Source organism: Schaalia odontolytica, from assembly GCF_002847525.1.
GTDB lineage: Bacteria > Actinomycetota > Actinomycetes > Actinomycetales > Actinomycetaceae > Pauljensenia > Pauljensenia odontolytica_B.
The window spans coordinates 92,286-111,341 of sequence record NZ_PKKM01000005.1 but is presented as its reverse complement, the minus strand read 5'-3'; the positions used below and the strand labels follow the sequence as shown (position 1 = coordinate 111,341).

Genomic DNA, 19,056 nt, shown 5'->3' with positions numbered 1-19,056 from the left:
CGCTCACTTGCCTTCCGGCAGGTGGTAGAAGCCGTCCTCGCCGAGGCGTGCGTTCGGATCCAGCAGGATCGCGGCCTCGACCTCGTGCGCGTCACCGGCAACGCCAGCAGCCGGGTCGTCGGGCAGGCGACGGCCCTCCACCGAGGTGAACAGCGGGGCGTGGCCCAGCATGCCCATCTCGATGTGACGCTGGCCGTTGCGCAGGCGACGATCCGACGCGGCGCGCCACGCCTCGAGGCGCTCGCGTCCGGCCTCGCGCTCCACGATGGCCTCGAAGGCGGCCGGGTTGACCAGAGCCAGGAAGCCGGAGACGTGGCCGAAGCCGAGCGAGGTCGCGAACGCCGCGCGCACCGGTCCACGAGAGGACAGGTTGAGCGGGGAACGCAGCCACACGAGAGGGCTGTACTTCTCCATGGCGTCGTCGACGCAGTCCAGCGCGACGTTTGCGGGGATCAGACCCGTGCGGAACACGTCGATGATGCCGCCGACCTGGAACACGCAGGCGCCGCCCTTCGCGTGACCCGTGAGGGTCTTCTGCGAGATGACGAGCAGCGGGTTTCCGGGGGTGCGACCCAGCGCCATGCCGACGCGGGTGTGCAGATCCGACTCGTTCGGGTCGTTGGCGTTCGTGGACGTGTCGTGCTTGGACACGAAGGCCACGTCGTCGATGCCCACGCCGAGTTCGGCGAGGTTGCGGGCGATGACCGAGTCACGTCCGCCGCGCGCCACCGCGAGGGCACCCAGGCCGGGAGCCGGAATCGAGGTGTGCGCGCCGTCGCTGAAGGTCTGCGCGTGTGCCACGACAGCCAGGACCGGCAGGTTCATGTCGAGCGCCACCGACGCGCGGGTCAGCAGCACGGTGCCGCCACCCTGCGCCTCGACGAAGCCGCCGCGGCGGCGGTCGTTAGCGCGCGAGACGAAGCGCGAGGAGATACCGCGAGCGAGCAGCTCGTTGGAGTTCGCCGTCGCATTCATTGCGCCGAAGCCCACGATCGACTCGACCTGGATGTCGTCGATCGCGCCGGCCACGACGAAGTCCGCCTTGCCGGCCTTGATCTTGTCGAGGCCCTCCTCGATGGATACCGCGGCGGTCGCGCAAGCGCCGACCGGGTTAATCATCGAGCCGTAGCCGCCCACGTAGGACTGCATGGTGTGTGCAGCCACGACGTTGGGCAGGGTCTCCTGCAGGATGTCCTGCGGGTAATCCTCGCCCAGGAAGCGGTCGACGAAGAGCTTGTGCATCGAGCGCATGCCACCGAAGCCGGTGCCCTGCGTGGAGGCCACGGTCGCCGGGTGGACGACGCGCAGCAGCTCGGCGGGGCTGAAGCCGGCCGACACGAACGCGTCCACGGCGGAGACCAGGTTCCACACGGCGATCGGGTCGATCGAATCCAGCATCGAGGCCGGGATGCCCCAGCGAGCCGGATCGAAGTCCGTCGGGAACAGGCCGCCGATGCGGCGGTTCAGCGTCGCGCGACGCGGCACGCGCACCTGGGCGCCGGACTTGCGGGTCACCTGCCACTCACCGAACGCGGTCTGCTCAATGACGGTGAACTGCGGGTCGGCCTCGGCGTAGGAGCGCGCCTCGGCCTCGTCCTCGACCGTGAAGGTGATGTCGCGGTCCAGGAAGACCATCGCGGACTCGGGCGTGTAGCCGTCGTGCAGCGGGCCATCGTCGTGGAAGAAGCGCACGCCGGAGCGGGCCACGACCTCGTCGCGGTAGCGATCGAAGATCTCCGACTCGGGCACCAGCTGGTCGTCCTTGTCGTACCAGCCGCCCACCGGGGTGTCCGACCAGGTCAGCAGGCCGGTCATCCACGCCAGCTCGAGCACGCCCGCGGGGGTGAGCTCGACGGAGCCGTCGGTGTGGATACCGAGCTCGGCCTGGACGCGGGTACGAGCGCTGCCCCACGGGCCGACCTCGCCGTGACCGACGATGACGACCGTGTCGGCCAGCGATGCGGTGGTGTTGCCCCACTGCGAGGGGTCGACGTGCGGCACGGTGACCTGCGAGGGCGAGGGCAGCGCGGAGACGGTCGCGACCGGCTCGGCGATGGGTGCCTCGGGAGTGGCGGCCTCGGCCTGAGCGCGCAGGGCGCGCAGGTCGATGGAGGAGTCCAGGCCGCCGGTCAGGTCGGCGTCCACCGGGGCGGTGGCAGCCTGTGCGCGCACCTCGGCGCTCGACAGGTTGAGCAGCTGCTCGGCCATTTCCTCGGTCGACCAGGTGCGAACACCCGCGGACTCGACGGCGGCGACCATCGGATCGTTGCCGCCCATGAGGCCGGTGCCACGCACCCATCCGATACGCGGGTGAGCGATCGAGACGCGCGAGCCCCAGATCGGCTCGGCCGCCCAGCGGGTCGCGATGGCGTCGAAGGAGGCCTTCGCCTCGGCGTACGCGCCGTCGCCGCCGAAGATGCCGCGGTTCGGGGAACCGGGCAGCACGACGTGCAGGCGGTGGTCGGCGTGCGTGTCGGAACCGATCGCGCACAGGCCGGCGATGGAACGCTCGACGCTCCATAGCAGCAGGCGCATCTGGTTCTCAGAGGCCGGGCCCGCGTCGGCCAGCGTGCCGGAAACGCGAGGAGCGGCGAAGGGGTAGAACAGCGTCGGGACCAGGGCTTCCTTGGTCACCTTGACGTCGGCGCCCACGGACTTGGTCTGCTCGGTGCCGATCCACTCCACGAGCGCGTCCACGTCGCGGTAGGAGGCCAGGTTGGCGGGAACCAGCCACAGCTTCGCGCCGCCAGCGGCATGCGTGCGGTAGAGCTCCTTGGCGAAAGCCAGGCGCGATGCGGAGATCGACGAGGAGGTCGCGATGACCGTCGCGCCACCGGCGAGCAGGCCGCCCACGACCGCGCCGCCGATGGAGGCGGGGGTCATGCCGGTGACCACGGCGACGTCGTTCGCGTAGGGCAGGTCCTCGGTGGAAGACATCGCGTCGGCCGCGATCTGCTCGAGGCGAGCCGCGCGATCGTGATCGCCCTCAGCGCGCAGGCGGTTCGCCCAGTACGAGGCCTGCTCGGCCACTGCGCGGCCGGTGCCCACGAAGGACGCGCCCTCTGCGAGCGTGCCTTCGGCGACGTAGCGGGCGACGTCCTCACGGGCGGAGGCCCAGCGGTCATCCAGCAGGACGGCGCGCGCCGCGTCGAAGCGAGGCTCGACCAGGTCAACCCAGCCCGAACCCAGCTCGGCGGCGACGGCGTCGATGACGCGCGCGTCGTCGGAGGAGTCCTCGCCGGTGGGGGTGGGGGCGTTCAGACCCAGCTCGGACAGGATCGTGCGAGCGGCCTTCGCTAGGACGCCGTCCTCACCCGTCACGGACGCGGCGTAGGCGTCCAGCGCAGCGGAGTCAACGATGCCGCCACCGGACGCGCCACCCGCGCTCGGCAGGGACACGGCGATACCTTCGCGGGCTGCGACGGCTGCCACGGCAGCATCGATGAGGGCATCGACGCCAGCGGCGTTCGTCGGGGCATCCAGCGGCAGGGTCGCCAGGTCGCCGTCGCGGGTCGAGGCGCCCTCACGGGTGCCCAGGACGATCTCCGCGGTGACGTGCTGTGCCCAGCCGGGTCCCAGCTGCCACGTGCCGGTCACACGGTCGGCAATGTGGCCGGCCTTGACGCCGGCGGCGCCGAACAGCTTGCGCGTGCGCTCCTTGACGGCCTCAGCGAGGACCGGGCCGAAGGGCTTGTAGCCCTTGGCAGCCTTGTCGACCGTCGCAGACAGCGTGGCCACATCGGCCTCACCGGCGCCGTCGATCGAGTTCAGGCCCAGCTCGGAGGACATGTCCATGAGCAGCTGGTTACGGCGCGAGGACACGCCGTTGGTCAGCGACTCGGTCGTGTCGGTGGCGCCGACCTCGTCAATGCGGATCTTCGCGGACAGGGCCAGCAGGGCGACGATGGCGGAGGACGCCGTGAAAGGCAGGTCCGCGACGTCTGCGCCCGATGGGCCGCCGGTCGGGGCAGCGGGGGCGGGGGCCGGAGCGGCCTCGGCGGCGGGGGCAGCCGGGGCGGGCGCAGGAGCAGCCTCGGCAGCGGGGGCGGCCGGGGTGATCTCCTCGTCCTCTTCCTCCTCGATCACGGCGACGTCGGTCGCGTAGACGCGGGGCTCGTCGCGCTGGACGTTGAACACGTCGACACGAGAGAGCGCGAACTCGGGGGCGAGCAGGGTGCGGGAGGCCAGGTTCGCCAGGGTCGGGGCGGCGCCGAGGCCGACCTCGATGACCTGGTCGACGCCCAGGCCGGCAACGCCGGGGGCAGCCTCTTCGGTCGAGAGCAGCACGCGCTGCGTCTCGATCCAGCGCACCGGGGAGGCGAACTGCCAGCACAGCAGCTCGATGAGCAGCGTGCGGGTCAGGACACCCGGGTTGGCCAGTGCGGCGTCCCACGCGCCTTCCGTCTCGAGGAGCTCACGCACCGTCTCGGAGGGAACCACGTCGAGGATGGACTGGGCGAACTCGCGGGTCAGCTCGAAGGGACGCGCCACCAGGTTGGGGATGTAGCGGCCCACGAGCTTCGCGGGATCGATCTGCGCGGGGATACGCTCGTCGAGCTTCGTACGGAAGTCCGCCACGCCGCTGCGCAGGACAGTGGAGTGGAAGGGCACGTCAATGCCGGGAACGTACATGAAGGGACGCTTGCCACCGTGCTCGGCGGCGCGCTTGGTGGCGTCCTCCTCGAGGGCCTTCAGGCCCGCGACCGTACCGGCGACGGCGTACTGCTGGCCGGCCAGGTTGAAGTTGACGATCTGGAGGAACTCACCCGATGCCTGAGCGATCGACTCGACGTATTCCACGACGTGAGCGTTGTCGATGCCGAACTGGTTCGGACGCAGGGCACCCATGCGGTAGTTCGAACGGCCCTTCTCGTCACGGGGCACGAGCGAGTGCATCGTCGAACCGCGCTGGAAGACCAGATCAATGACGATTTCGAGCGGGAAGACCTCGGCGTAGGCAGCCAGCGCGTCGTACTCGCCCAGCGAGTGACCGGCGAAGGCAGCGCCCGGAACCAGGACACCCTCTTCGCGCATGCGGGCCGTCTGGCCGATCGCGAGCGTCGCGAGCGCGACCTGCGTGAACTGCGTGAGGTTCAGGACGCCCTCGGGGTGACGGTAGGTCACGCCGCGCGCCACGATCTCGGTTGGGTTGTCGCGCACGATCGACAGGATGGAGAAGCCCATCGCAGAGCGGGTGTGCGCGTCGGCGCGGCGCCAGACCTCGTCCACGGCCTTGGACTTGGTGCGCTCGTCCAGGCCCATGCCGGCGCTCTGGATGCCCTGGCCGGGGTAGACGTAGGCGACCTTCGGGGCGAAGGTGTAGGCCGACGCGCGAGAGACGACCTGCTTGTTGATGCGGCAGGTGACCTCGAGGGACAGGCCGCCACCGACGACGCGGCCGACGCGCTCGACGGTGATCTCAACCTCGTCGTTCAGGTCGACGGTGCCGTACATGTAGTACGTCCAGCCGGCGATCTGAGCGCCGCCCTGACCGGCGACGACGGCCTCAGCCGCGTGCTGAGCGGTGGCCGACAGCCACATGCCGTGCACGAGAGGTGCGTCCATGCCCGCGACCTTGGCGGCCGCGTAGGAGGTGTGGATCGGGTTGTAGTCGCCCGACACGATCGCGAACGGCGTCATGTCGTCGGGAGCCTTGACGCTCACGCGGCGCAGCACCGAGCGAGGCGTGTCCACGACCTCGACCTTCGCGCCGCCGAAGGGCGCGGCCTCGGAGGGGGCGCGGTTGCCGGTGGCGCGGCCGCGGATCGCGAAGCGCTCCTGCGTGGAGCCCACGTACTCACCGTTCGAGGTCAGTTCGAGGGCGACCGTCACGATGCGGCCGGACGAGGACTCATCGACCGCGGCCACGTGGCTGGTCACGTCGATCGTGGTGATGCCGCGCTCGAGCATCTGCTCGGGCGTGTACTCCAGCGTGATCGAGTGATCGAGGTGGACCGCGTTGAGCAGACCCTCGATGACCGGGTAGTCGTTGTGGATGGCCGAACCCAGAGCCGCGTAGATCGCGGGCCAGGCGGGGCCGAGCAGGGCGTCGGGTGCCCAGGCAGCCAGCTCGTAGTCGGCGGGAAGGGCCGCGCCCGTGGCTTCGGCGTGGTCGAAGCCCAGGGTGGGGGCCAGCGTGAAGGAGTAGTGTGCCTCGCCGAAGACGGACTTGGTGGAGGGAACCATGACGGGCAGGGCGTCCACGGTGTCACCGGCGACGGACACGGAGGTCACGCCGGCGGTCGCCGCGAGCATCGCGTACATGTGCTGGGGCAGCTTGGCCTCGTCGATGACGGGGACCGCGCCGTCCTCGCCGGACAGAACCAGCGGGAAGACCAGCTCGCGCACCGCGTGCTTCTCGGCGCCGCGCGGGTCGTTATCCCACGCAGTGTCGAGGTGGATGACCATGTCCACGCCGGTGTCGGTCGGGTTCAGGGACACGCGATCCTCGTCGAGGATGGAGGCCGGGTTGGTCATGAGGTGGCCGGTCCACGAGATGAAGGGGACCTTGCGCAGCCATTCCTCGCGGGTGGCGGAGGGCTTGCCGTTACCCAGACGCGAGGCGACGGGGGTCGCGACGGCACCCGAGGCGGCGAGGCGCTCGGCTGCGGCGGCCTCGAAGCGGCCCAGCAGAGAGCCGACGGGCTCGTCGACGCGGTCAATGCCGGCCACGGAGACGGGGCCGGGGATGATGCGGACCTGGTCGGCGGTGTAGCGCTCGTCCTGTGCCTGCCACAGGCAGTCCTGGCCCCACCAGCGGATGAGGTCGTCGTCCAGGATCGGAACGAAGGGCATCGGCTTGGGGTAGGAGCGGCACAGGGCCGGGAACCAGGCGGCGTCGATGGGGGTGACGTGCGTGGTCGCGGCGTTCGGGTAGGCGGCCATCAGGCGGTCGGCCGCGGCGTGCGCGTCGGCGACGTCCTCGACGGTCGGGAACAGGGTTTCGACCTCACCGTGATCCACGGGGGCCAGACGCGCCTCGACGCGCTGGAGGAGGTCGTGGTAGCGGATCTGCCACGTGGGATCGACCCACGGGTAGGACAGGTCGGCGAAGCGACGCACCCAGGCCTCGTAGGTCATCTCTTCGAGATCACCGAAGTAGGGCTTGGCCGTGTGGGAGAGGATCTCGACGATCTCGTCCTTGCGGGCGCGCACCTGGGCGCCGTCAGAGCCGATCTCGGCGATGATGCGCGCGGCTGCAGCCGCTGCGTTGGAGACCTCGTGCATGTCGGCGCGCAGGTGGGACAGGCCGGAGGTCATGCCGCCGCGGGTGACGCCCTCGCCGACCCAGCCGCCCAGCTCGTCGTTGTCCGGCACACCGGGCGTGGCGACGAGGAGTTCCTTGACCGCCTTGGTGGTGTGCGCTTCCTTCGTGGTCATCGCGGCGGTGCCCACGAGGACGCCGTCGACGGGCATCGGCGGGCGGCCGTAACGAGCGGACCAGTCGCCGGTGAGGAAGTCAGCGGCGCGCTCCGGCGTACCGATGCCACCGCCCACGGTCAGGACGATGTTGGACTGGGCGCGCAGCTGGGCGTAGGTGGCCAGCAGGAGGTCGGACAGGTCCTCCCAGGAGTGGTGGCCGCCGGAGTGGCCGTCCTCGACCTGGACGATGACCTTGATCGGATCGGCCTCGCGGGCGATAGCGATGACCTTACGGATCTGGTCGACCGTGCCGGGCTTGAAGGCCACGTAGGGGAAGCCGTCGGCGCGCAGCTGCTCGATGAGAGCCAGGGCCTCGTCCTGTTCGGGGATGCCCGCGGAGATGACGACGCCGTCGATGGGGGCGCCGGACGCGCGCGAACGCGACACGATGCGAGCCTGGCCGAACTGGAGGTTCCACAGGTAGCGGTCCAGGAACATGGAGTTGAACTCGGCGGTGTGGCCGGGGCGCAGCTGGGCGCGCAGGCCCGCCAGGTTCTCGTTGTACACCTCTTCGGTGACCTGGCCGCCACCGGCCATTTCGGCCCAGAAGCCGGCGTTCGCGGCGGCCGCGACGATTTCGGGATCGACGGTCGTGGGCGTCATGCCGGCCAGGAGGACGGGGGAGCGGCCGGTCAGGCGCGAGAAGGCGGTGTCAACGACGGTCTTGCCGTCGGGCAGGGTCACGAGGCTGGGGCGCAGGTGCGACCAGTCGGTGCCGGGCTCGGGGGCCCACCCGGGGGTCGCGGCCTTGTCGCGGTCGGAGGCGGTGCCTGCGGCAACGACGCCAACGCCAGTGCCCTCGACGAGGGCGCGGGTCATGCGAACCGTCGTGGCGCCCGGGCCCATGTCGATGATCCAGGTCGCGCCGGATTCGGCGGCGGCGCTGATCTGCGAGGGCCAGTCCACGGGCGTGGTGAGCACAGCGGCGCCCAGGGAGTGGGCCAGCTCGGCGTCGATACCGCACTGGGCGGCCCACTCGTCCACGAGGGCGAGGGCGTCGGCGAGCATGGGGGAGTGGAACGGTACGTAGACAGGCAGGTACTCACACACGGGGCTCAGCGGGCGGCCGCCGCGCTCGTGGGCGTCGTGCGCTGCCTTGTCCTTGGCGGCGGCTCGCTCGATGGCCGCAACGAGAGACGCCAGGTCGTTGGGGGCACCCGAGACGACGTGGGTGTCGGTGTCGTTACGCAGTGCGATCGACAGCGGGTGCGAGGTCGACGGCAGGGACTCGATGATGCGTCCGAGGAGCGCGTCGGACACGCCGCGCACGGACACCATGTAGGTCGCGTCGCCGGCGTGCGGGGCGCGAGCGCGGCGCGTAATACGAGCGGCGGCCGCGCCGATCAGACGAGCGAGCGCGAACACGGAGGCAGCCCGGGCCTCGTCCCCGGCGATCCACGCGCGGGCGATCTCCACGCCGAGCACGCCCTGGGAGTGACCCTCAAACGCGGTGGGCTGGTTGGCGACGATGTTCAAGCCGGCGCGCGTCAGATCGATGAGCGCACCGAGCTGGGCGGCGACGATACCGGGAACCGACAGGGCGGCCTCGTCCGGGCCGGCCACGTCGCGGGTCACGGCCGCAGACTCGGGGGCGGCGGGCAGCTCGAAGGGGAGGGAAGCAACCGACTGGGTGGCCAGCGAGCGGCGCACGGGGGAGAGCACCTGATCCGAGGCCTTGATGACGCCGGCGACGATCTCGGCGATCTCGGGATCGCGAGCAATCTCGTCCAGGGCGGTGCGCCACGGGGTGGCCTGACCGGCGAAAGTCAGCGCGTAGGGGGTCTCATTCAGAGAGGACACAAACGACATTTTCTTACTTTCCTTCGGGGACAATTCTTCTCAAACGACGCCGGTCACAGGGGGCCGTTGTCGTGACGCTTCACGTGGGGTGCACGCTGGTCCTTCGTGGCCAGCAGATGCAGGGAATCGATGATGGTCTGGCGGGTATCGGCGGGAGCGATGATGCCGTCGAGTTGGCCCGAGGACACGGAGACCTCGGGGTTGACGGTCTCCTCCTCGTAGCGGGCCACAAGCTCGGCCTTCGTTTCCTCGAAGGTCCCGTTCTCGCGGGCGGCAGCAAGCTCGCGGCGGTACATGATCGACGCCGCGCCCTCCGCGCCCATGACGGCGATCTGAGCGTCGGGCCACGCGAACGCAAGGTCCGCGCCGATCGACTTCGAACCCATGACGATGTAGGCACCGCCGTAGGCCTTACGCAGGATGACGGTCACCATCGGCACGGTCGCGTTCGCGTAGGCGACGATCACCTTCGCGCCGCGGCGGATAATGCCCGCCTGCTCCTGCTCGGTGCCCGGACGGTAGCCGGGAACGTCCACGAAGGTGACGATCGGCAGGCCGAAGGCGTCGCAGAAACGCACGAAGCGTGCCGCCTTCTCCGAGGCATCCACGTCGAGCGTGCCCGCATCGTTCATCGGCTGGTTTGCCACGATGCCCACCGACTGGCCATCGACGCACGCGAAACCGATCGTCACGTTGGGAGCGAACAGGTCCTGAATCTCCACGTACTCACCGTGGTCGACGAGCGAACGCACCACGTCGCGCACGTCGTAGGGCTGACGCGCCGACGTCGGCACCAGGTCGGCGACCGCGCGGGCCGCAGCCTCGTCCTCGGGATTGGGAATGTATTCGTATTTGGGGGGAGCGACCTCGCACGAGGAGGGCAGGTAGTCCAGCAGGGATCGCACGTAGTCAATCGCCTCTTCCTCCGTGTCGGCCATGTGGTGGGCGACGCCGGACTGGAAGTTGTGGATCGTCGCGCCGCCGAGCTCGTCGAGCGTCACCTTCTCGCCGGTCGTCGCCGCGACGACGTCCGGACCGGTCACGAACATATGCGAGTTCTCGCGCGTCATGACGATGAAGTCGGTGAGGGCCGGCTGGTACACGGCACCACCGGCGCAGGGTCCCAGGATGATCGAAATCTGGGGAACCAGGCCCGAGGCCTCGCACGTCTTCTTGAAGATGCGGCCGTACTGGGCAAGTGCGACGACGCCCTCCTGGATGCGGGCGCCGCCCGAATCCTGAATACCGACGATCGGAATGCGCATGCGGATGCCCCGGTCGATGAGGTCGACGATCTTATCGCCTTCGACCTTGCCCAGGGTGCCACCGAGCACCGAGAAGTCCTGCGCGTAGGCGGCGACCATCCGCCCCTGCACGCGACCGTAACCGGCGGCCACAGCTGAACCGATACGACCTTCGCGCACAGAACCACCGATGAACTGACCGACCTCGTGCCACACGCCGTCGTCAAAGAAGAGAGACAGACGCTCGCGCGCCGTCAGCTTCTTTTTCGCGTGCTGGCGCTGGGCGGCCTTCTCTTCGGCGGCCTGAGCGATCGCGTCCTGGGCCTGAATGAACCCGTCACGCGTGAGCGGGCTGGGGGTGCTCATTGTGCCTCCTCTTCAGTGGCGATGTGGGCGATGCGAGTCCCGGCGGTCACGGTGTCGCCCTGCTTGATCGACAGGGAGGTGACGGTGCCCGCACGCGGGGCCAGCAGCGGCTTTTCCATCTTCATGGCCTCAAGGACGGCCACGAGCTGGCCATCCTCGACCTGGTCGCCCTCGGACACTGCCAGGGCAACGACGATGGCCTGCATGGGCGCGACGATGTCGCCGGGAGCGCCCTGGTGAGGGCCGGCCTGGACGGCGGACGAACCCGCGCGACGCGGGGCCGAGCGCAGCGGCTGAGGCGGGCGAGGGGCCGCGGCGGCCGGAGCGTTGAACATGCCGGCCGGCAGGGTCAGCGACACCCGGCGGCCATCCAGCTCGATGATGTACGTCTGACGGGGCAGGTCGGCCGTCGACGAGGCCTCGGCGGGCACAGCCAGATCCGAGTAGTCGTGCTGGGGCATGAATGTCGTCTCGAACCATCGCGTGGAGACGTTGAAGCCGCCGACGCCGCAGAAGTCGGGATCGTTGATGATGTCCTGGTAGACGGGCACCGGGGTGGCTACGCCCTGCACCGAGAACTCGGCCAGCGCGCGGCGCGAACGGGCCAGCGCCTGCTCGCGATCCGCGCCCGTGACGATGATCTTGGCGATCATGGAATCGAAGGCGGTCTGCACGGAGTCGCCCTGATCGATGCCCAGCTCCAGACGGATGCCGGGGCCCAGGGGCCAGTGCACCTCATCGAGGCGGCCTGCCGTGGGGGTCAGGTCCTTCGACGGGTCTTCGGAGGTCACGCGGAACTCGAAGGAGTGGCCGCGAGGCTCCGGGGGAGTGGTCAGCGGCAGGCCCTGGGCGATGCGGATCTGCTCGCGCACCAGGTCGATGCCCGTGACTTCCTCGGACACAGGGTGCTCGACCTGCAGACGCGGGTTGACCTCGAGGAACCAGATGTTGCCGTCCGGCTCGAGCAGGAACTCCACCGTGCCCACGCCCACGTAGTCGACGTACTCGAACAGAGCGCGCGACGCGTTCACGAGCGTCTCGTGCGCGCCCTCGGGCAGGAACGGCGCGGGAGCCTCCTCGACCAGCTTCTGGTTGCGACGCTGCACCGAGCAGTCGCGGGTCGAGATGACGTGGAAGTTGCCGTGCGAGTCGCGGGCCGACTGCGTCTCGACGTGACGGGCGACCTCGACAAAACGCTCGACGAAGTGAGCGCCCAGGTCGGCAGCGTCCGTGTGACGCGCGAAGAACAGGTCGAGGTCGGCCTGCGAGCGGATGATGCTGATGCCTCGGCCGCCGCCGCCATCGGCCCGCTTGAGCACCACGGGGTAACCGGCGGAGGCAATGAAGGCCTCGACCTCCTCGCGCGAGGTCACGGGCTCGGACACGCCCGGGACCGGAGCTACGCCGCACGCCTCGGCGACGCGGCGGGCCTTGATCTTGTCGCCCAGCGCGTCGATCACGGAAGACGCGGGGCCGAGCCACGCGATACCGGCATCCTCGACAGCCCGTGCGAACTCGGAGTTCTCCGAGAGGAACCCGTAGCCGGGATGAATCGCATCCGCACCCGTCTCCAGAGCGATCGCCAGGATCTTGTCACCGTTCAAATACGTCGACGCTGCATCGTCGCCACCGAGGGACAGGGCCTCGTCGGCCTCGCGTGTATGAGGCGCGGCCATATCCTGATCGGCGTAAACCGCGATCGTCGCAATGCCCATGTCGGTGGCCGTGCGGCACACGCGCAGAGCGATTTCGCCACGGTTGGCGACGAGGATTCGATTAATTGTTCGCACGCTTCTCCTTGGTGTCGTGAACGGTTGTCAGAGGTAGTCCGGTTGCCAGGACATCTCCGGCGTTAATGTCGTGAGTGCGGCCATCGTCCGTGCGCACGAGGAGCGAGCCGGTCGGGCTTAGCCCCAGGGCAACGCCTTCCATCGCCGGGTGACCATTTGGATCCGTCGGTTTCGCGAGCGCGATGCGCGTCCCCAGGAGCGGCAATGCGTTCGCGGCCTCGTCAGCCAGCCCGCAGTCGCGCGCGTTTCCATGGGTGACGAGGCCTCGGATGCGAGAGTCGAGTCCGGTAAGGATCTGGGCAAGCAGGGTGTGGGAGACGGAGGTGGGATCAGCTCCGGCCTCGGCGTCGCCCTCGGCGAACAGGGAGGTGGCCTGCGGGGTCGCGAGGTGATCGGAGTCCTGGGCGATGTTGATGCCGTAGCCGAGAATCGCGCTCGTCGTAAACGGGGACGAGGCCGGGGCGAGCTGGGCGAGGATGCCGCAGATTTTGCGTGCTCCGTCGACGAGCACGTCGTTGGGCCACTTGAGAGAAACGCTGTGGCTGAGGGGGGAGAGACGAGGGGAGAGTGCGTCGCGCACGGAGAGCGCACACGCGTGTACGAGCCAGCCGAGCATCTCAGTGGGAAACGAGGTGGGGAGGGAAACGATGGTGGAGGCGAGGAGGGCCTGACCATCCGGGGTTGTCCACGTGCGCCCGAGGCGGCCGCGGCCCGCGCTCTGACGATCGGCGATGATCGTTGTCAAGTGGGGAGTGGCCGTCGTCGTGTCGGCGAGGAGGGAAGCTGCGAGATCGAGGGTGGAGGACGTGTCGCTGACGTAATAGACGGGGGAATGAACGCCCGCAATGGGAATGCGTGTTGCGCGTTGCATGCCACCTCCTGTCGGGTCTTCCTCGTGTTTGACAGGGGAGATAATCCTCCCCGAGTACTTCAAAGTTTGTCTCAAAAATCAAACCTACGCATGCGTTTCTTAAAAAATTGGAACAGTTTCTGGCAAATCACTACGGATCCGTAACCAACGTGGAACCCTTGTGAGGAGCGGGAGCGGGGAAATCCCGACAAAAGACGCTGAGATGAGGATCACCGACCCCTGCGCCCCGCTGGGTGGCTCACTGGCCCGTGCGGGGTCGGTACCATAGGGGGGAACACGCGCGCGAGGGCGCGCCCCAAACCACCCGAACGGAGTAACGTGGCGGAGTTTATTTATCAGATGATCAAGGCTCGCAAGGCCATTGGTGACAAGGTCATCCTCGACGATGTCACCATGAGCTTCTTCCCGGGCGCCAAGATCGGTATGGTCGGCCCCAATGGTGCCGGTAAGTCCTCGATCCTGAAGATCATGGCTGGCCTGGATGAACCCAGCAATGGCGAGGCCCGTCTGACCCCCGGATATTCGGTCGGCATCCTCATGCAGGAACCGGTCCTTGATGACACGAAGACCGTCATTGAGAACGTTCGTATGGGCGCTGCCGATATTTTCGCTAAGCTCGCGCGCTTCAATGAGATCTCCGAGGAGATGGCGAACCCCGATGCGGACTTCGACGCGCTCATGGAGGAAATGGGTAAGCTGCAGACGGAAATCGACGCCGCCAATGCGTGGGATATTGACTCGCAGCTCGACCAGGCCATGGATGCCCTGCGTTGCCCGCCCCCGGACCAGCCTGTGTCCGTCCTCTCCGGTGGTGAACGCCGCCGAGTCGCGCTGTGCAAGCTCCTGATCGAGGCGCCCGACCTGCTCCTGCTTGATGAGCCCACCAACCACCTTGACGCCGAGAGTGTGCTCTGGCTCGAAAAGCACCTTGCGTCCTACCCGGGCGCGGTCATCGCTGTCACCCACGACCGTTACTTCCTTGATCACGTCGCCGGCTGGATCGCCGAGGTTGACCGCGGTCACCTCTACCCCTACGAGGGCAACTACTCCACCTACCTGGAGACGAAGGAAAAGCGCCTGTCCGTCCAGGGGCAGAAGGACGCCAAGCTGGCCAAGCGTCTGAAGGAAGAACTCGAGTGGGTTCGCTCTAACGCGAAGGGCCGCCAGGCCAAGTCGAAGGCCCGTCTGGCCCGCTACGAGGAGATGGCCGCCGAGGCCGAGCGCACCCGCAAGCTCGACTTCGAGGAAATTCAGATTCCGCCGGGTCCGCGCCTGGGTAGCGTCGTCATCGAGGCGAAGGATCTGCAAAAGGGCTTTGGCGACCGCTCGCTCATCAATGGTCTGTCCTTCTCGCTGCCGCGTAACGGCATCGTCGGCGTCATCGGCCCGAACGGCGTCGGTAAGACCACCCTGTTCAAGACGATCGTCGGTCTCGAGCCTCTCGACGGCGGCGAGCTGACGATCGGCGAGACCGTCAAGATCAGCTACGTCGACCAGTCGCGCGCCGGCATCGACCCGGACAAGACCCTGTGGGAGGTTGTCTCGGACGGCCTGGACTTCATCCAGGTGGGCAACGTGGAAATGCCTTCGCGCGCCTACGTCTCCGCCTTTGGTTTCAAGGGGCCGGACCAGCAGAAGCCTGCCGGTGTCCTGTCCGGTGGTGAGCGCAACCGTCTGAACCTGGCTCTCACCCTCAAGCAGGGTGGCAACCTCCTCCTGCTGGATGAGCCGACCAACGACCTCGACGTCGAGACGCTCGGTTCGCTGGAAAACGCCCTCCTGGCGTTCCCCGGCTGCGCCGTCGTCGTGACCCACGACCGCTGGTTCCTTGACCGCGTCGCCACCCACATTCTCGCGTGGGAGGGCACTGAAGAGGCGCCCGATAACTGGTACTGGTTCGAAGGCAACTTCGAGGCGTACGAGAAGAACAAGGTGGCCCGCTTGGGCGAGGCTGCCGCGAATCCTCACCGCGTGACGCACCGCAAGCTGACGCGCGACTGATTCGTAGCGTATGAGGGGGAGGGCCTGGTGGTCCTCCCCCTCACGCTGTCTATCGGCGACTCGGCATGTCGGATCATGGCGGGGTGCTCGCTAGTGTGAGCCAGTAGTTTGACAGAGCGTTGGATTGTAGCCCTGCGTTATGGGATGCGCTCCTGTCAGTGGTCGTTCGCTCCTGAATTGGTCATGTTGTGGATCCCACTTGCCTTTTGCGCAGGTCACATTTAGTATGTGATACGAATCGCAAACTTCCGACGGCGCGAAAGGGGCTCCGATGGCGATTGAACAAACGCTCATCGACGCGCTGGGTGGACACCTCAATATCGTCGAGGTTGAACCCTGCACAATGCGTATCCGTGTTCAGGTGAAATCTCAGCGAGACGTCGATGAGGCCGCGCTGCGCGTGGACGGCGTATTGGCCGTCGTGCGTTCCGGCGACGTTGTTCAGATCGTGTGCGGAGCTCAGTCCGATGATGTGGCTGCTGCAATGATCTCAATCCTTGAGAGCGTGGCCCATGACACGCCTGCGGAGTCTTTGTCGCAGCGCGTCCACGCTTAGTATTTAGAGTGTCATCAGCCCGCAACGTAGAAGGCTTTTTCGTGGATATTCACGCACCCGCATCTGACAACATCGATGAGCTGCGCCGTATCGCCGATGCTAATGGCGTAGCCACCGGATTCTGGGATTGGTACGGGAATTGGGTGGGCGTGAGCGCGTCTACTCTCCTGAAGGTCCTGGGCGCCCTCGGACTGCCCCTCGACGAATCTTCCACGGTGGGGGACGTGCACGAGGCTCTGCGCCTGACCGAAGAGCGCGAATGGCGTCGTACCCTGCCTCCGACGATCGTCGCCCGCCAGGGTGGCGGCTACATGTTCCCGGTGCACGTGCCGGACGGCTCGTGGGTGAACGTCCAGTGGGTGCTGGAGGACGGTCGTAAGGGCGCGTGCGATCAAGTGGACCGTTACGTTCCGCCGCGCATGATCGACGGCGAGCTCGTCGGACGTGCGACCTTTGACGTGCCGCACTGGCTGCCGCTCGGATGGCACCGTCTCGTGGCGACTGTCGAGGGCGGACACGTGGAGTCCGCGACCCTCATCATCGTGCCGAACACGCTGTCCCTGCCGCTCCTGGAGTCCTCGCGTCGCGTGTGGGGCGTCAACGCTCAGTTGTACTCGACGCGCTCGGCCTCCTCGTGGGGCATTGGTGACGCCACCGATCTGGCTGACCTGGCTGCCGTGTGTGCGGACAAGGGAGCCGATTTCCTGCTCATCAACCCCGTCCACGCATCGCAGCCGGTGTCCCCGCTGGAGAACTCTCCCTACCTGCCGGTGTCGCGCCGTTGGCTCAACCCGATCTACATTCGTCCCGAGAGCATCGAGGAGTACGCCTCCATGCCCGAGGGTTGGCGTGAGGATATCGAGCTGTTTCGCGACGAGACTCGCCAGTTCGCCATCCGTGAGGACCTGATCGACCGTGATCGCTCGTGGGAGGCCAAGCGCAAGGCCCTCGAGGTCATCTTCGCCGCTCCGCGTTCCTACCATCGCCAGAGCCAGCTGGATCGCTTCATCGAGCGCGGCGGTTCGGAGCTGTCCAACTATGCGCTGTGGTGCGCCCTCGTCGAGCGCGAGGGTACGATCGAGCTGCCCGAGGACCTTGCTCGTTCGTCTGCGCCTCGCGTCGAGCTTGAGCGCCTCGAGCTGGCCGAGCGCGTTGACTTCTACCAGTGGTGCCAGTGGGTCGCCGCCGAACAGCTCGAGCATGCCCAGCACGTGGCGCGCGAGGTCGGCATGGAGATCGGCATCATGGCCGACCTGGCTGTCGGCGTGCATGGCTACGGTTCCGAAAAGTGGAGTCGACCGGAGCTCTTTGCCAGCGGCATGAGCGTCGGTGCCCCACCGGACGTCTACTCCCAGCAGGGCCAGAATTGGTCGCAGCCGCCGTGGTCGCCGCGCAGCCTTGCTGAATCGGGCTACCTGCCGCTGCGTGACATGGTCCGCGCTGCGCTGGCGAACGCAGGCGCGGTGCGCATCGACCACATCCTGGGTATGTTCCGCCTCTGGTGGATCCCGGACGGTTGCGCTGCCACCGAAGGTACGTACGTGTACTACGATCACGAGGCCATGATGGGCGTCATCCTGCTGGAGGCCCAGCGTGCGGGTGCCGTCGTCATCGGCGAGGATCTGGGCGTCGTGGAGCCGTGGGTGCGTGATTACCTGCGCGACCGTGGTGTTCTCGGTACCTCCGTCGTCTGGTTCGAAAAGGAGGGTGGCGGCTGGCCGCTGCGTCCCGAGCACTACCGTGATCGTGCTCTGGCCGCAGTCAACATCCACGACTTGCCGCCCACGCTCGGCTACATCCGTGGCATCCAGACGACGCTGCGTTCCGAGCTCGGCCTGCTGACGGACGACATCGAGACGGTGCGTGCCGGAGATCGCCTTGAACTCGAACAGGTGGGCGCGCGACTGCATGAGTACGGCTGTATCGACGGCGCGGAGCCCAGCGAGCGTGAGACCGTCGAGGGTCTGTACCGTTACGTCGCGAAGACACCGTCGAAGCTGGTCGTCGCCTCCCTCGTGGATGCGGTCGGGGATGTGCGCCCGCAGAACATGCCGGGCACGGGTGCTGACCAGTACCCGAACTGGTGCGTGCCGCTGTGCGATTCCGATGGGGAAGAAGTCGCGATTGAGGACCTGCCCACGGACGAGCGCCTGACCTCTCTGTTCGCGCTGCTGCGAGGGGCTGTCCGCTGACGGACTGCGATACGCTGAACAAGTGAACCCCGCGACCCGAAAGGGTCGTGGGGTTCACTCATCGGATCGTCGATCAGTCGTGATCGGAAAGAGAAAACAGCGGATCGAGAATCCCCACTGTGGGCAGTGCTTCATCGAACTCGGGAGAAACCGCCTCTCCGGGTGGGCTGACGACAATGACGGGTACGCAGGGGGACAGACCTGCCGCGCGGACGGGGCCGAGATCCCAGTGGATGAGAGGAGCGCCAGCGTCGATGATGTCGCCCTCCTCAACGAGGGGAGCAAAGCCTCGGCCACGCAGGCCGACGGTGTCGATGCCCAGATGAATCAGGATCGAAGGCCCGCGCGTCGACGTGATAATCGCCGCGTGCGATTTGAGCTTGGTGACCACTCCGTTGATGGGGGAGTGAACGGTCACGCACGTGACATCGGCTTCCGGTAGGAGCGCGCGCCCATCCCCGACGACGCCACTGGCGAAGACGGGATCGGGTACCTCGGACAGGGGCAGGACGTGCGCACCGAAAGGCGCGCGGACGAGAAAGCTCACCGGCTCGCGTTCATCTGCTCGACAAGGTCCTCGGAGTCGGGGCCCATGACGAGCTGCACGGCGTCGCCAACGATGACGACGTCGAAGGCTCCGGCTTCGCGCAGCTTGGCCTCGTCGATGAGGTCGGTGTTGGCTGCGTCCAGGCGGATGCGCGTGATGCACGCTTCTAGGTTGGAGATGTTGTCCCAGCCGCCCAGGGCCTCGACGAGGGTCGTTGCGGTGCTCATGGTGTCCTCCTTGGCTCAGTCACCGAAACCGTTGCGGTTT

The 19,056-nt window shown here is 67.6% G+C and carries 9 protein-coding genes; 3 read left to right on the top strand and 6 right to left on the bottom strand.

Features of this window, described 5'->3' with window-relative positions; translation table 11 throughout:
* Window positions 1-3: 3 nt before the first annotated feature.
* The 4 genes from CYJ22_RS04560 to CYJ22_RS04545 are packed head-to-tail and all read right to left on the bottom strand — an operon-like array spanning window position 4 to window position 13,493.
* On the bottom strand, window positions 4-9,231 hold the full coding sequence (locus tag CYJ22_RS04560) for a type I polyketide synthase (RefSeq protein ID WP_101601445.1): 9,228 nt from the start codon (window positions 9,229-9,231) through the stop codon (window positions 4-6).
* 44 nt (window positions 9,232-9,275) lie between these two features.
* The gene (locus CYJ22_RS04555; protein ID WP_007589151.1) at window positions 9,276-10,832 is read right to left on the bottom strand and encodes an acyl-CoA carboxylase subunit beta; all 1,557 of its coding nucleotides are present in this window, start codon (window positions 10,830-10,832) and stop codon (window positions 9,276-9,278) included.
* Window positions 10,829-12,622, bottom strand: coding sequence for an acetyl/propionyl/methylcrotonyl-CoA carboxylase subunit alpha (locus CYJ22_RS04550; RefSeq protein WP_101601444.1), 1,794 nt, complete (start codon window positions 12,620-12,622; stop codon window positions 10,829-10,831). Before CYJ22_RS04550 ends, CYJ22_RS04555 begins: the two co-directional genes overlap by 4 nt.
* A complete protein-coding gene (locus tag CYJ22_RS04545) occupies window positions 12,609-13,493 on the bottom strand; it encodes a biotin--[acetyl-CoA-carboxylase] ligase (RefSeq protein ID WP_101601441.1) in 885 nt (294 codons plus the stop codon). The genes CYJ22_RS04550 and CYJ22_RS04545 overlap by 14 nt, the downstream gene beginning before the upstream one ends.
* Before the next feature lie 318 nt (window positions 13,494-13,811).
* Here CYJ22_RS04545 and ettA point away from each other — a divergent pair, with 318 nt between their 5' ends.
* From ettA to malQ, 3 genes are all read left to right on the top strand, one after another.
* Window positions 13,812-15,494, top strand: coding sequence for an energy-dependent translational throttle protein EttA (ettA, locus tag CYJ22_RS04540; protein ID WP_070834384.1), 1,683 nt, complete (start codon window positions 13,812-13,814; stop codon window positions 15,492-15,494).
* 271 nt (window positions 15,495-15,765) lie between these two features.
* Window positions 15,766-16,050, top strand: a complete 285-nt coding sequence (locus CYJ22_RS04535) for a PTS transporter subunit EIIB (protein WP_070834385.1) — start codon at window positions 15,766-15,768, stop codon at window positions 16,048-16,050.
* Window positions 16,051-16,091: 41 nt separating this feature from the next.
* A complete protein-coding gene (malQ, locus tag CYJ22_RS04530; RefSeq protein WP_101601439.1) occupies window positions 16,092-18,242 on the top strand; it encodes a 4-alpha-glucanotransferase in 2,151 nt (716 codons plus the stop codon).
* Between the two features lie 73 nt (window positions 18,243-18,315).
* On the opposite strand, the gene CYJ22_RS04525 is transcribed toward malQ, so the two are convergent.
* Window positions 18,316-18,789, bottom strand: coding sequence for a PTS sugar transporter subunit IIA (locus CYJ22_RS04525; protein WP_070834387.1), 474 nt, complete (start codon window positions 18,787-18,789; stop codon window positions 18,316-18,318).
* The gene (locus tag CYJ22_RS04520) at window positions 18,786-19,016 is read right to left on the bottom strand and encodes a PTS transporter subunit EIIB (protein ID WP_070834388.1); all 231 of its coding nucleotides are present in this window, start codon (window positions 19,014-19,016) and stop codon (window positions 18,786-18,788) included. The genes CYJ22_RS04525 and CYJ22_RS04520 overlap by 4 nt, the downstream gene beginning before the upstream one ends.
* Between the last annotated feature and the right edge of the window lie 40 nt (window positions 19,017-19,056).

Excerpts from the sequence above, each read along its gene's own strand:
- CYJ22_RS04520 (WP_070834388.1), bottom strand. The coding sequence starts at position 19,016 with ATGAGCACCGCAACGACCCTCGTCGAGGCCCTGGGCGGCTGGGACAAC.
- CYJ22_RS04535 (WP_070834385.1), top strand. The coding sequence starts at position 15,766 with ATGGCGATTGAACAAACGCTCATCGACGCGCTGGGTGGACACCTCAAT.
- CYJ22_RS04560 (WP_101601445.1), bottom strand. The coding sequence starts at position 9,231 with ATGTCGTTTGTGTCCTCTCTGAATGAGACCCCCTACGCGCTGACTTTC.
- CYJ22_RS04545 (WP_101601441.1), bottom strand. The coding sequence starts at position 13,493 with ATGCAACGCGCAACACGCATTCCCATTGCGGGCGTTCATTCCCCCGTC.
- CYJ22_RS04555 (WP_007589151.1), bottom strand. The coding sequence starts at position 10,832 with ATGAGCACCCCCAGCCCGCTCACGCGTGACGGGTTCATTCAGGCCCAG.